The sequence below is a fragment of the Longimicrobium sp. genome, from assembly GCA_036389795.1.
In the GTDB taxonomy this organism is placed as follows: domain Bacteria; phylum Gemmatimonadota; class Gemmatimonadetes; order Longimicrobiales; family Longimicrobiaceae; genus Longimicrobium.
This window is the reverse complement of sequence record DASVWD010000150.1, coordinates 22,367-37,160: the sequence shown is the minus strand read 5'-3', so window position 1 is coordinate 37,160 and position 14,794 is coordinate 22,367. Positions and strand designations below refer to the sequence as shown.

Annotated in this window: 3 protein-coding genes; all 3 read left to right on the top strand. The window is 76.5% G+C overall.

What is annotated here, in order from left to right; translation table 11 throughout:
• Positions 1-11 precede the first annotated feature (11 nt).
• From VF746_20545 to VF746_20535, 3 genes are read left to right on the top strand one after another with little or no spacing between them, the layout of a single operon-like run.
• The gene (locus VF746_20545; protein HEX8694828.1) at positions 12-5,624 is read left to right on the top strand and encodes an amino acid adenylation domain-containing protein; all 5,613 of its coding nucleotides are present in this window, start codon (positions 12-14) and stop codon (positions 5,622-5,624) included.
• A complete protein-coding gene (locus VF746_20540) occupies positions 5,621-10,243 on the top strand; it encodes a beta-ketoacyl synthase N-terminal-like domain-containing protein (protein ID HEX8694827.1) in 4,623 nt (1,540 codons plus the stop codon). Before VF746_20545 ends, VF746_20540 begins: the two co-directional genes overlap by 4 nt.
• On the top strand, positions 10,240-14,508 hold the full coding sequence (locus tag VF746_20535) for an amino acid adenylation domain-containing protein (protein ID HEX8694826.1): 4,269 nt from the start codon (positions 10,240-10,242) through the stop codon (positions 14,506-14,508). Before VF746_20540 ends, VF746_20535 begins: the two co-directional genes overlap by 4 nt.
• Positions 14,509-14,794: the final 286 nt, after the last annotated feature.

Sequence of the window (14,794 nt, the reverse complement as noted above, 5' to 3'; positions counted from 1 at the left end):
AGACGCTCGTCGTGGGCGCGGACTTCCTGAACGCGGAGCCGACGGTGTTCTGGCAGGACAACGCGCCGGACGTACGGCTGATGAACGAGTACGGTCCCACGGAGACGGTCGTCGGCTGCTCCGCCTACACGCTCCCGAACGGCGTGCACCGCGCCGGACCGGTCCCGGTGGGCAGGGCCATCCAGAACCTCACCTTCTTCGTGCTGGACGGGCGGATGGAGCCGGTGCCGGTGGGGCTGCCGGGCGAGCTGTACATCGGCGGCGCGGGGGTGGCGCGCGGCTATCTGGGAAGGCCCGCGTTGTCGGCGGAGAAGTTCGTCCCCGATCCGTTCGCGGAGCCGGGGTCGCGGATGTACCGCACGGGGGACCGGGCGCGCTGGCTGGAGGGCGGCAACCTGATGATCCTGGGCCGCGCCGACAACCAGGTGAAGATCCGCGGCTACCGCGTGGAACTGGGCGAGGTGGAAGCTGCGCTCCGAGCCCATCCCGCCGTCTCCGCGGCCCTGGCGGTGATGCGCGAGGACGTCCCCGGTGACCGGCGGCTGGTGGCCTACGTCGTCGGCGGGGCGGACGCGGAGGCGCTGCGCGAGCACCTGCGGGCGACGGTGCCGGAGTACATGGTGCCAGGCGCCTTCGTGAAGCTGGACGCCCTGCCGCGGACGGCCACGGGCAAGCTGGATCCGAAGACCCTGCCGGCGCCGGAGTACGGCTCCGCCGAGGAGCGGTACGTGGCGCCCCGCACGCCCGTGGAAGAGACGCTGGCCGCCATCTGGGCGGAGGTGCTCCGGGCGGAGCGGGTGGGCGTGGAGGAGAGCTTCTTCGAGCTGGGCGGCGACAGCATCCTCTCCATCCAGGTGGTGTCGCGGGCGCGCCGGGCCGGGGTGGCCATCACCCCCCGCCAGCTCTTCGAGCACCCGACCATCGCCGAGCTCGCTTCGCTGGCCCGGGAGGCGGCCGAGGCGCCCCGCGCCGAGCAGGGGCGGGTGGAGGGCGCGGTGGCGCCGACCCCGATCCAGGCCTGGTTCTTCGAGCAGGGGCACGGTTCGCCGTGGCACGAGAACCAGTCCGTCCTCCTTTCCGTCCCCGGCGCGGCGGCGGCCGTGCTGGACGCGGCGCTCCCGGCGGTGCTGGAGCACCACGACGCGCTCCGCCTCCGCTTCCGGCGCGCCGCGGCGGGGTGGGAGCAGTGGCACGCCCCCGAGACCGGGATCGCGCTGGAGCGCGTCGACCTCTCCGCGCTGGCCGGCGACGAGCAGGACCGCGCGCTGGAAGCGGCCGCCGCCGAGCGGCAGGCCGGCCTGCGCCTGGAGGAGGGGCCGCTGGGGCGCGCGGTCCTCTTCGACCGCGGCGAGCGGGGACACGTCCTCTTCCTGGTCCTGCACCACCTGGTGGTGGACGGCGTCTCCTGGCGGATCCTCCGCGACGACCTGGAGCGCGCGTGCGCGCAGGTCGCGGCTGGCGAACCGGTGGAGCTGGGCGAGAAGAGCACCTCGTACCGGGAGTGGTCCCGGGCGCTGGAGGCGTACGCGGCCGGCGAGGCGCTCCGCGCCGAGGCGGCGCACTGGCTGGCGCAGGGCCCCGAGGGCGTGGCCCCGCTCCCCGTGGACGGAGAGCGGGGGGCGGGGACGGTGGACGGCTCGCGCACCGTGAGCGTCCGGCTGGGCGCCGAGGAGACGCGCGCGCTCCTGCAGGAGGTCCCCTCCGCGTACCGCACGCAGGTCGACGACGTCCTCCTCTGCGCGCTGGCCCAGGCCGTGTCGGAGTGGACGGGCGGCGCGCGCGTCCGGGTGGCGCTGGAGGGGCACGGGCGCGAGGAGGGGGTGGCCGCCGGCGTCGACCTCACCCGCACCGTGGGATGGTTCACCAGCCTCTACCCGGTGGTGCTGGACCTGGAGGGCGCGGCCGGCCCGGGAGACCGGCTGAAGCGGGTGAAGGAGCAGCTTCGCGCGGTCCCCGGGCGGGGGATCGGCTACGGCGTGCTGCGCTACCTGTGCCCCGACCCGGAGCTGCGCCGCGCGCTGGCCGCGGCGGCCTGGCCGGAGATCGTCTTCAACTACCTGGGCCAGTTCGACGGCGCGGGGCCGGCGGAGGCGGGCTTCGGCTTCGTGGGCGGGGCGCGGGGGCCCGAGTCGGCCGGCGACAACCGCCGCTCCTTCCTCCTGGAGGTCAACGGCTCCGTCGGCGGCGGGAGCCTGGCGCTCCACTTCACCTGGGGGAAGGACACGCACCGCCGCGAGACCGTCCGGCGGCTGGCGGACGCGTACCTCGAGGCGCTGCGCGGGCTGATCGCGCACTGCCGCGAGGAGGGCGCCGGCGGGTACACCCCCTCCGACTTCCCCCTGGCGGAGCTGTCGCAGGCCGAGGTGGACGCGCTCCTGGCCGGCCGGCGCGGGGTGGAGGACCTCTACCCGCTCTCGCCGATGCAGGAGGGGATGCTCTTCCACGCCGTCTCGGGGCACGAGCGGCAGCCGTACCAGGTGCAGGTGGTGCGGCGGCTGGAGGGGAGCCTGGACGCCGCCCTCTTCCGGCGCGCGTGGGCCGAGGTGGCGCGCCGCCACGCCGCCCTCCGCACCGGCTTCGTCTGGCGGGGGGTGCGGCGCCCGCTGCAAAGGGTGGAGCACGCCGTGGAGGTGCCGTGGGTGGAGGAGGACTGGACCGGCCTGGACGAGGCCGGGCGGGAGGCGGCGCTGGAGCGCTACCTGGAGGCCGACCGCGCCCGCGGCTTCGACCTGGAGGAGGCCCCGCTGATGCGGTGCGCCCTCTTCCGCGCCGGCGAGGGGACGCACTGGTTCGTCTGGAGCCTCCACCACCTCCTCAGCGACGGGTGGGCGACCGCGCGGGTGGAGAGCGAGGCGTTCCGGGTGTACCGCGCGTGGAGCGCGGGGAGGGAGGCGGAGCTCCGGCGCGCGCGGCCGTTCCGCGACCACGTGGCGTGGCTGGCGCGGCAGGACTCCGGCGCCGCCGAGCGGTACTGGCGCGGCGTGCTGGCGGGGTTCGACGCCCCCACGCGGCTGGGGGTGGACCGCCCCGCGGGCCCCGACGCCGGCCTCCGCAACGCGCAGCGCCGCCGGGCGCTTTCGCCCGAGCTCACCGCCCGGCTCGAGGCGACCGCGCGGGAGCGGCAGGTGACGCTCAACACCCTCCTGCAGGGGGCGTGGGCGCTTCTCCTGTCGCGCTACTCCGGTGAGGACGACGTGGTGTTCGGCGCCACCGTCTCCGGCCGCCCCGCCGAGCTGGAGGGGGTGGAGGAGATGATCGGCGTCTTCATCAACACCCTCCCGGTGCGGGTGAAGGTGCCGGGGCACGCGCGGGTGGGCGCCTGGCTGGCCGGGCTGCAGCGGGCGCAGGCCGAGGCGCGCGAGTACGAGTACGCCCCCCTGGTGCAGGTGCAGGGGTGGAGCCAGATGCCCCGGGGGACGCCGCTCTTCGAGTCCATCTTCATCGCCGAGAGCCTTCCGGGCGACGACGGCGCGGCCGGCGGCGGCGCGGGGCTCGCCACGGCCGGCGGGCGCACCCTGGAGTGGAACACCTTCCCCCTCACCCTCCTGGCCTCGCCCGGGCGGAGGCTGTCGCTGGCGCTCAGCTACGACGAGAGCCGCTTCGACGCCCCCGCCGTCGACCGGATGCTGGAGCACCTGGACCGCGTCCTGGAGGCGCTCGCCGCCGACGCCGACGCGCCGCTCTCGAGCGTCTCCCTGGTGGGCCCGGCGGAGCGGGCCCGGCTGGTGGACGAGTGGAACCGCACCGCGCGGCCGTACCCCCGCGGCGTCTGCATCCACGAGCGCTTCGAGGAGCAGGTCCGCGAGCGCCCCGGCGACGCGGCGCTGGTCTGGGGGAGCGAGTCGCTCTCCTACGCCGAGCTGGACGCGCGCGCCAACCGGCTGGCGCACCACCTGGCGGCGAGGGGCGTGGGGCCGGACAGCCGCGTGGCCGTGCTCCTCGAGCGTAGCGCGGAGCTGGTCGTCTCCATCCTGGCCATCCTCAAGGCCGGCGGGTGCTACGTCCCGCTCGACCCGACGCACCCCGCCGAGCGCCTCCGCTTCATGCTGGCCGACTCGGGCGTGGGTGTCCTGGTGGCGCGGCGCGGCGTGGCCGACGCGGTGGACACCGCGGCGGTGCCCGTGGTGTGGCTGGACGACGACGCGGAGGCGATCGCCGCCCGGCCGGCGGACGCGCCCCGGAGCGGGGCCACGCCCGAGAACCTGGCGTACGTGGTCTACACCAGCGGGAGCACGGGGCGGCCCAAGGGGGTGATGGTGGCCCACCGCCACGTGCTGCAACTGGTGGTGACCGATTACGTGAAGCTGGGGCCGGGCGACCGCGTGGCCCAGGCGACCAACGCGAGCTTCGATCCGTGGGCGTTCGAGACGTGGGGAGCGCTGCTGAATGGCGCCACCCTGGTGGGCATCCCCCGCGAGGTGCTCCTCTCCCCGGCCGCGGTGGGCGAGTTCCTGCGCGAGGAGCGGATCACCACCCTCTACCAGACCACCGCGCTCCTCAACCAGCTCTCGCGCGAGCAGCCGGGCGTCTTCGCCAGCCTGCGCGAGGTGCTCTTCGGCGGGCAGGCGGCGGACGCCGACCGCGTCCGGGACCTGCTGAAGACGGGGAAGCCGCGGCGCCTCCTCCACATGTACGGACCCACCGAGACCACGGTGTGGTCCTCGTGGGAGCAGGTGGAGGAGGTCGCGGACGACGCGCTCACCGTCTCCGCCGGCCGCCCGACCGCGAACCAGCGGATCTACATCCTCGACGCCTCGCTGGCGCCGCTCCCCGTCGGCGTCCCGGGGGAGACGTACGTGGGCGGCGAGGGGATCGTCCGCGGCTACCTGAACCGTCCCGCGCTCACGGCGGAGCGCTTCCTTCCCGACCCCTTCGCGGACCAGCCGGGGGCGCGGATGTACCGCACCGGCGACCGGCTGCGCTGGACGGCCGGCGGCGCGCTGGAGTTCGTGGGGCGCGTGGACGAGCAGGTGAAGATCCGCGGCTACCGCATCGAGCCCGGCGAGGTGGAGGGCGCGCTCTCCTCGCACCTTGGAGTCCGCGAGGCGCGGGTGGTCGCCCGGCGGGACGCGTCCGGGGAGACGCGGCTGGTGGCCTACACCGTGGGCGAGGCGGACGCCGAGGCGCTCCGCGCGCACCTGCGGCTGAGCCTTCCCGAGTACATGATCCCCGCCGCGTTCGTGGCCCTGGGCCAGATTCCGCTCACCCCCAACGGCAAGCTGGACGTGGCGGCGCTTCCCGCGCCGGAGATGGGCTCGTCCGACGACCAGTACGTGGAGCCGCGCACGCCGGTGGAGGAGGTGCTGGCGGAGGTGTGGCGCGAGGTGCTGGGGGTGGCGCGCGTGGGACGCGACGACGGCTTCTTCGAGCTGGGCGGCCACTCGCTCCTCCTGATGCGGCTCCACGGCCGCCTGTGCGAGGCGCTGGGACGGGAAGTCCCCATCGTCGACCTCTTCCGCTTTCCCACGGTGGCCTCGCTGGCCGGGTACCTGGAGGGCGGTCTGGACGCCGGCGGGGACGCGGGTCCGCGGCCGGGGCGGGGGAGCGCGCGGGCGGCGAAGCGGCTGGCGCTGGCGAGCGCGCGCGACGCCGGCCTGAGCGCGGACCTGGAGGGGGGCCGATGAGCGGCAACGCCCTCCCGGCCGCCGGGTACGGCGCCGCCATCGCCATCGTCGGAATGGCGGGGCGCTTCCCCGGTGCGCGCGACGTGGACGAGTTCTGGAGCAACCTCCGCGGCGGGGTCGAGGGGATCACCTTCTTCACCGAGGAGGAGCTGCGGGCGGCCGGCGTCTCCCCGGCGCTCCTGGCCAACCCGCACTACGTGCGGGCGAGCGGGGCGGTGGACGGCATGGAGCTCTTCGACGCCGCCTTCTTCGGCTTCAGCCCGCGCGAGGCCGAGGTGATGGACCCGCAGCACCGCGTCTTCCTGGAGACCGCCTGGGAGGCGCTGGAGAACGCGGGGCACGGCCCCGGGACCACCACCGAGACGGTGGGGGTCTACGCGGGCTCGTCGGCCAGCTCCTACCTGGGGCGCCACGTGGGGGCCCACCCCGAGGTGGTCGAGGCGGTGGGCGGCTTTCAGCTGAGCCTGGCCAACAGCAAGGACTTCGTGGCCACCCGCGCCGCGCACAAGCTGAACCTGTGTGGCCCCGCGCTGAACGTGCAGACGGGGTGCTCCACCGGGCTGGTGGCCGTCCACCTGGCGTGCCAGGCGCTGGCGGCCGGCGAGTGCGACCTGGCGGTGGCGGGGGGCGTCTCCCTCCACCCCGCCCAGCGCGAGGGGTACCTCTACTCGCCCAGCGGGATCGGCTCGCCCGACGGGCACTGCCGCGCCTTCGACGTCCACTCGGCGGGGACGGTGGGGGGCTTCGGCGTCGCGCTGGTGGTCCTCCGCCGGCTCGCCGACGCGCTGGCCGACGGCGACACCATCCGCGCGGTGGTGCGCGGCTCCGCCGTCAACAACGACGGCGCGCAGAAGGTGGGCTTCACCGCCCCCAGCGTGGAGGGGCAGGCGGCGGTGATCGAGGAGGCGCTGGCCGTGGCCGGCGTGCCCCCGGAGACGGTGGGGTACGTGGAGGGGCACGGGAGCGGGACCGACCTGGGGGACCCGGTGGAGGTGGCCGCGCTGGCGCAGGCGTTCGGCCCCGCGCCGCGCCGGCAGTCGTGCGTCCTGGGCTCGGTGAAGACCAGCATCGGCCACCTGGACGCGGCCGCGGGGGCGGCGGGGCTGATCAAGACGGCGCTCGCCGTGGAGCACGGCGAGATCCCGCCCACGCTCCACTTCACCGCGCCCAACCCCCGCATCGACTTCGCCTCCACGCCGTTCTACGTGAGCGCCGAGCTGCGCCCCTGGCCCGCGGGCGCCACGCCGCGGCGCGCCGGCGTCTCGTCGTTCGGGATCGGCGGCACCAACGCCCACGTGGTGCTGGAACAGGCGCCGCCGGCTCCCCCGCGGGCTCCCTCGCGCCCGTGGCAGCTGCTGACGCTCTCGGCCCGCACCCCCGCCGCGCTGGAGGCGGCCACCGACCGCCTGGCGGCGCACCTGCGCGCCCACCCCGAGCAGGCGCTGGCCGACGTGGCGTGGACGCTCCAGGCGGGGCGGCGCGCCTGGGAGCACCGCCGCGCGCTGGTGGCCCGCGACCCGGCCGACGCCGCGGCCGCGCTGGAGGCGCGCGCCCCCGACCGCCTGATCGGCGGCGAGGCGTCCGGAGGGGCGCGGCCGGTGGACTTCCTCTTCCCCGGCGTGGGGAGCCACTACCCCGGGATGGGGCGCGGCCTGTACGACGCCGTCCCCGCGTTCCGCGAGACGGTGGACCGCTGCGCGGAGCTCCTCCTTCCGCGGCTGGGGGTGGACCTGCGCGAGGTGCTGTACCCCGCCGGCGCCCCGGCCGAGGAGGAGGGCCCCGTGGGGGTGGACCTGCGGGCGATGCTGCGCCGCGGCGCCGGCGCGCCCGACCCGGCCGCCGAGCGGCTGAACGGCACCCGCCTGGCCCAGCCGGCGCTCTTCGTCGTCGAGTACGCCCTGGCGCGGCTGTGGATGCGCTGGGGAGCGCGACCCCGGGCTATGATCGGCCACTCGCTGGGCGAGTACGTGGCCGCCACGGTGGCGGGCGTGTGGTCGCTGGAGGACGCGCTGATGCTGGTGGCCGAGCGCGCGCGCCTGATCGAGGAGCTCCCCGAGGGCGGGATGATGGGCGTGGCCCTCCCCGACCACGAGGTGCGCCCGCTCCTGCGCGACGGGCTCTGCGTGGGCACCCTGAACGGCCCGGGGGTCACCGTGGTCTCCGGCCCGCCGGCGGCGCTCGACGCGCTGGCGGCGGAGCTGGCGGAGCGCGGCGTGGTGGTCCGGCGCCTCCCCGCGCGGCACGCGTTCCATTCCGCCATGATGCGCCCGGTGGCCGAGCGGCTGGAGGCGCTGATGCGCGGCGTGCGCCTGCGCCCGCCCGCCATCCCCTTCGTCTCCAACGTCACCGGCGAGTGGATCCGCGCCTCCGAGGCCACCGACCCGGCGTACTGGGCGCGGCACCTCTGCGAGACGGTGCGCTTCGCCGACGGCGTGCGGACGCTGGCCGCCGACCGGCGGGCCGCGCTCCTGGAGGTGGGCCCGGGGCACACGCTGCGGGCGCTGGTCGCGCAGCTCGACTGCTGGGACGGCGACCCCCCGGCCGTGGTGGCCACGCTGCGCCACGACTACGAGCGACACCCCGACCTCGCCCACCTCCTGGGCGCGGCGGGGCGGCTCTGGGCGGCCGGCGTGGCCGTGGACTGGGCCGCCGTGCACGACGGCGAGCGGCCGCGGCGCGTCCCGCTCCCCACCTACCCGTTCGAGCGCAGGCGCTACTGGCTGGAGCCGCGCCGCGCGGCCTCTCCGGACGCCGGGGCGTCCCCGGCTTCCCCGGCCGCGGGTGCGCCGGACGCCGCGGGGGCCGACCCGGCGGAGTGGCTCTACCTCCCCACCTGGACGCGGGCCCCGCTCCCGCCGCCGGCCCCCGGGGCCGCCGAGCCCGCGGCGTGGCTGGTCCTGGCCGACGGGGCCGGGATCGGCGCCGCGCTGGCCGGCCGGCTGGAGGCGCTGGGCCACCGCGTGACCGTCGTCCGGGCGGGCGGCGAGCTCCGCCGGGAGGGCGACCGTGGCTACACCGTGCGGCCCGGCTCGGCCGACGACCTGGCCGCCCTCCGCCAGATGCTGCGCGCGGCCGGAGAGGACCCGCGCCGCGTCGTCCTCCTCTGGGGGATCGATCCCGCGGGCGAAGGCGCCGCCGACGCCTTCGAGCGGGCGCAGGCGCGCGGCTACGGCACCGTGGCCGCCCTGGCCGCCGCCTTCGCGGAGGGCGACGGCGGGCCGCTGGACCTCCTGGTGGTCACCGAGAGCGCGCGGGACGTGGCCGGGGGCGAGCGCGTCCACCCCGAGCGGGCCACCGTCGCGGGCGCCTGCGCGGCGCTCCCGCGCCGGCACCCCGGCGCCGCGTGCCGCACGGTGGACGTCCACCTCCGCGAGGGAAGCGGCGGACGGCTGGTGGAGCAGCTGCTGGCCGAGGCCACGGCCGGGGCCCAGGAGCCGGAGGCGGCGCTCCGCGGGCCGCTGCGGTGGGCCCGCGCCTGGCGGCCGGTGCGCACCCCGGGGGGTGCCGCCGGGGCGGGTCCCGTCGGCGCGCTCCTCTTCACCGGGTCGCTGGCGCGCGGGGCGGGCGAGCTCGCCGCGCACCTGGCGGGCTCGTCCACCCCGGTCGCCCTGGTGGTCCCGCCCTCCTTCCCCGGCCGCGAGGCGTGGGACGCGCACCTGGCCTCCGCCCCGGCGGGCGACCCTGCCGCCGCGGCGATCCGCGCGGCGCGGGCCGGCGAGGCGGGCGGCGGCCGGACGCTCCTCTTCCGCGCCGCGGCCGACGACGCCGCGGCGCTGCGGGCCGCCCTGGACGAGGCCCGGGAGGCGTTCGGCGCGCTGCGCGGCGTGGTGCACGGCCTCGGAGCGGAGGACGACGCGCCGGACGGAGAGGACGGGGACGGGACGGCGGGGCTGGTCCGGGCGGCGCGCGGGCTGGCGGCGCTGGAGGAGGCCACGGCCGGGTCGCCGCCCGGGCTGGTTCTCCTCTGGAGCTCCCTCCCGCCGGCGCCGGACGAGGCCGGGGGCGCGGCGCCCGCGGCGGCGTGCGCGCTGGCCGACGCCTGGGCCGAGCGCCGCGCGGCGGAGGGCGACCGCTGGACCAGCGTGGCCTGGGACCGCTGGAGGGTGGACGGGGAGCCGGCGGGGCGGGGGATCGACCCCGGCGAGGGCGCGCGCGCCTTCGAGCGCCTCTTCGCCCTCGCCGCCGAGCCGCGGGTGGCCGTTTCGCCCCGCGACCCCGGCGCGCCGCCGGTGGGCGGCCTTGCCCCGCGCGCCGCCCCGGCGCCCGCCTCCGCTCCGGCGGAGGCCGCGTTCCACCCGCGCCCCGCGCTCGACAGCGACTACCACGCCCCCGCCGGCGCGGCCGAGGAGATCCTGGTGGACGCCTGGCGCGAGCTGCTCGGGATCGCCGAGATCGGGGTGCACGACGATTTCTTCCAGCTGGGCGGGCACTCGCTGCTGGGGATGCAGCTGATCTCCCGGGTGCGCGAGACGTTCGGAGTGGAGCTGCCGCTGCGCGCCATCTTCCATGCCCCCACCGTGGCGGGGATGGCGGCGCTGATCGACGAAGCGATCCTCCTGAAGCTGGAGGACATGAGCGAAGAGGAAGCCATGAACCTGATGGGAGGATCCGTCGCATGAGTGAGGTCGATACCAGGGCCCCCGCCGAAACGCCCGCCGTGCCGCCCGCGGGCGAGGGACCGGCTCCTTCCGCGCGGAGGGCGAGGGTCCTCTCCGAGGGGGCGGGAGAGGGCGCGGGCGACGGGCTTTCGCCGGCCAAGCGGGCGCTGCGCGAGGCCATGCTGCGGGGGGCGGTCCGCGCCGCGCCCGCCGGGATCCCGCGCCGCGCTGCCGGCGGGGACGCCCCGCTCTCCTTCGCGCAGGAGCGCCTCTGGTTCCTGGAGCGGCTGCAGCCGGGGCTGGCCGCGTACAACCTCCCCGCGTCGCGGCGCTTTTCCGGGCCGCTCGACCCGGGGGCGCTGGAGCGCGCCATGGGCGAGATCGTCCGGCGGCACGAGTCGCTCCGCACCACCTTCCGCGAGGTCGACGGCGTCCCCGTGCAGGTGGTCTCCCCCTTCGGCGGCTTCGCGCTCCCGGTGGACGACCTCTCGGCGCTGGACGGGGCCGAGCGCGAGGCCGAGGTGCGGCGCCGCGAGGCCGAGCAGATGGGGCGGCCGTTCGACCTCACCGCGGGCCCGCTCCACCGCGCCGCGCTCCTGCGGCTGGGCGAGCGGGAGCACGCGCTCCTCTTCTGCCTCCACCACATCGTCACCGACGGGTGGAGCATGGACGTGTTCTTCCGCGAGCTCCTGGTGCTGTACGAGGCGTACCGCGACGGGCGCGACCCGGGGCTCCCCGAGCCGCCGATCCAGTACGCCGACTACGCCGTCTGGCAGCGCGAGCAGTGGCGGGCCGAGGAGGCGCGCCACCTGGCGTACTGGCGCGAGCGCCTGGCCGGGGCGCCGGAGCTGCTGGAGCTCCCGGCCGACCATCCGCGCCCGCCGGTGGCCTCGCACCGGGGCGCGGGGGTGCCCGTGCGCCTCCCCGCCGGCGTCCTCGAGCGGCTCCGCGCGCTGGCCACGGCCCAGGGCGCCACGCTGTACATGGTGGTGCTGGCCGCCTTCCAGGTGCTGCTGTCGCGCCACGCCGGGACCCGCGACGTGGTGGTGGGGACTCCGCTCACCGGGCGGCCGCGCAGGGAGCTGGAGGGGCTGATCGGGCTGTTCGTGAACACGCTGGTGCTGCGCACCGTCTTCTCCGGCGACCCCGCCTTCCGCCAGGTGGTGGCGCAGGTGCGCGAGGCGTCGCTGCGCGACTACGAGCACCAGGACGTCCCCTTCGAGCGGCTGGTGGCCGAGCTGCGGCCGGAGCGGAGCCTGGCCCACTCGACGCTCTTCCAGGTGATGTACCAGATGAACGACAACAGCCAGCCGGGCGCGGCGGGCGGGGGGGCGTCGCTCCCCCGTGCCCCGGAGGGCGGGCTCCGTTTGCGGGGCGTGGACGCGGAGCGCGGCACCACCAAGTTCGACATGACGCTGGCGCTGGAGGCGCACCCGCGCGGGATCGACGGGGTGCTGGAGTACGCCACCGACCTCTTCGAGCGCGGCACCGCGCGACGGATGGCCGAGCACCTGGAGCGGGTGCTGGAGCAGGTGGCCATGGACCCCGACCTCCCCCTCTCGCGGCTGGAGCTGATGGGCCCCGCCGAGCGGGAGCGCGTCCTGGAGTGGAACCGCACCACCGCCCGCTACCCCGCCGGGAGCTGCATCCACCAGCTCTTCCAGGCGCAGGCGGAGAAGACGCCCGCGGCCGTCGCGGTGACCTTCGAGGGCCGGTCGCTCGCCTACGCCGAGCTGGACGCGCGCGCCAACCGGCTGGCGCGCCACCTGGTCCGCCGGGGGGTGGGGCCCGAGGTGCGCGTGGGCCTCTGCCTGGAGCGCGGCCTGGAGACGATGGTCTGCATCCTGGGCGTGCTGAAGGCCGGCGGCGCCTATGTGCCGCTCGACCCCGGCTACCCCGCCGAGCGGATGGGCTTCATGCTCCGCGACTCGGGCGCCCGGGTGCTCCTCTCGCAGGAGCGGCTGCGCGAGCGGCTTCCGGCGGACGCCGGGGTCGAGGTCGTGTACGTGGACGCCGAGTGGGAGCGCATCGAGGCGGAGAGCGCCGATCCCCCGGAGAGCGCGGTCACCTCCGAGAACCTGGCGTACGTGATCTACACCTCGGGGAGCACGGGCCGCCCCAAGGGGGTGGCCATGCACCACCGGGGGGTGGCCAACTACATCCACTGGGGGGCGCGCGCCTACGGGGCCGGCCGGGGGAGCGGAGCGCCGGTCTTCTCGTCCATGGCGGTCGACCTGACCGTCACCAACCTCCTCCCCCTCTTTGCCGGGCAACCCGTCCACTTCCTGGCCGAGGACTCGCCCGTGGAGGCGCTCGCCGAGGCGCTGCGCCGCCGCCCGGGGTTCGGGCTGATCAAGATCACCCCCATCCACCTGGGGCTGCTCAACACGATGCTCGACCCCGGCGAGCTGGCGGGGGCCGCGCACACGCTGGTGGTGGGCGCCGACTTCCTCACCGCCGAGCCCACCGTCCCCTGGCAGGAGCACGCCCCCGGCGTGCGGCTGATGAACGAGTACGGCCCCACCGAGACGGTGGTCGGCTGCTCGGCGTACGTGCTTCCCCCGGGAAAGCACCGCGCCGGCCCCGTCCCGGTGGGGCACCCGATCCAGAACATCACCTTCTACGTCCTCGACGAGCACCTCCGGCTGGTCCCGGTGGGGCTCCCCGGCGAGCTCTACATCGGCGGCGCGGGGGTGGCGCGCGGGTACCTGGGGCGGCCGGGGCTCACCGCCGACAAGTTCGTCCCCGACCCGTTCGCCGGCGAGGGGGCGCGGATGTACCGCACCGGCGACCGCGCCCGCTGGCAGGCCGACGGCAACCTGATGATCCTGGGGCGCACCGACCACCAGGTGAAGGTCCGCGGCTACCGGGTGGAGCTGGGCGAGGTGGAGGCCGTGCTGCGGCGCCACGACGGCGTGCGCGAGTGCCTGGTGACGATGCGCGAGGACCGGCCGGGCGACCGGCGGCTGGTGGCGTACGTCGTCGCCGGCCGGGAGGCGTTCGACGCGGCGGCGCTGCGCGACCACCTGCGGCGGAGCGTCCCCGAGTACATGGTCCCCGCCGCCTTCGTGCGGCTGGACTCCATGCCTCACACCGCCACCGGGAAGCTGGACCCCCGCACCCTCCCGGCCCCCGAGTACGGCGGCGGCGGGGCCGGGGCGGACGAGCCCGCGAATTACGTGGAGGTGCAGCTGATCCAGCTCTGGGAGGAGCTGCTGGGCGTGGAGGGGATCGGGCCCACGCAGAGCTTCTTCGACCTGGGCGGGAACTCGTTCCTGGCGCTGCGCCTCTTCGCGCAGGTCAACCGCCGGCTCGAGTGCGACCTCCCGGTGGCCACCCTCTTCGCCGGGGCCACGGTGCGGCACATGGCCGACGCCATCCGCCGGCAGAAGCGCTCGGCGGCGGGGCCCGCCGCGCCGGTGGTCCCGCTGCAGCCCAACGGGACCCTCCCGCCGCTCTTCTTCGTCCACTCGGCCGACCGCAACGTGATGGGCTACGTGGGCCTGGTCCGCCACCTGGGCGCCGACCAGCCCGCCTGGGGCCTGCGCGACGTGGGCGCCGACATGGGGCGCCCGCTGGCCGACATCGCCGCCGAACACATCCGGGCCATGCGTACGGTGCAGCCGCGCGGGCCCTACTACCTGTGCGGCTGGTCGTTCGGCGGGTTCGTGGCGTTCGAGATGGCGGCGCAGCTGGAGCGCCAGGGCGAGACGGCGGCGTTCGTGGGGCTCATGGACACCATGTCGCCCGTCCTGGAGCAGGCGTGGCCGCGCGGCGGCGCGGCGGAGATGGCCGTGGGCGTGGCGGCCGAGGAGGCCAAGCGCAACCGCCGCACCTTCGTCATGGCCCCGGAGGCGCTGGCCGGGATGGAGCCCGACGAGCAGTTCCGCCGCGTGGTGGACGAGATGCGCGCCCAGGGCGCCGCGCCCCCCGGCTTCGACGCCGCGACGCTGCAGGCGATCTGCCAGACGCTGCTCGACCGCTACCGGAGCCGGGCCTTTTACGTCCCGGGGAGCTTCTCGGGGACGCTCACCCTCTTCCAGGCCGCCGAGGCCCCTTCCGGGCTCGACGAGTTCTGCGCCCGCTACACCCCCGAGGAGGCGCGCACCCTGGGGTGGTGCCGGCACGCCGCGCGCCCGGTGGAGGTGTTCACCGTCCCCGGCAGCCACCCGACGATCGCTTCCGAGCCGCACGTCTCCGTCCTCGCGCGGCACATGCGCGAATCGCTCGCCGCGGCGCGCGAGCGGGCGGACGCCGCCGCGCGGATCGCCGCCGCCGCCGGGTGAGCGGCGTGCTCCGGTCCGCGGAGGAGGCGAGGGTGGGCACGGCGGAGATCGGCGGAAGCGGAGGATCGTCGGATTTCGGTGGGAGACCGGGGATGAAGTCGAAAGGGGAACGCCCGCGAAAGATCGATGGAGGAACCGGGCGGACGGGGGAAGAACGGGGCGGAAGCGGAGTCGGAAGGGAAGTCGCGGGAGGCGCCGCCGGCGCGGGTGCGGGCGGCGGGTGGGACGGTGACCATTCGGACGACCGGGCGCGCGCCGGACACCGAGGCGGCCCTTGATCCCCAAT

What these genes read in the sequence shown, in the direction of transcription:
- VF746_20540 (HEX8694827.1), top strand. Translation starts at nt 5,621, where the DNA reads ATGAGCGGCAACGCCCTCCCGGCCGCCGGGTACGGCGCCGCCATCGCC.
- VF746_20535 (HEX8694826.1), top strand. Translation starts at nt 10,240, where the DNA reads ATGAGTGAGGTCGATACCAGGGCCCCCGCCGAAACGCCCGCCGTGCCG.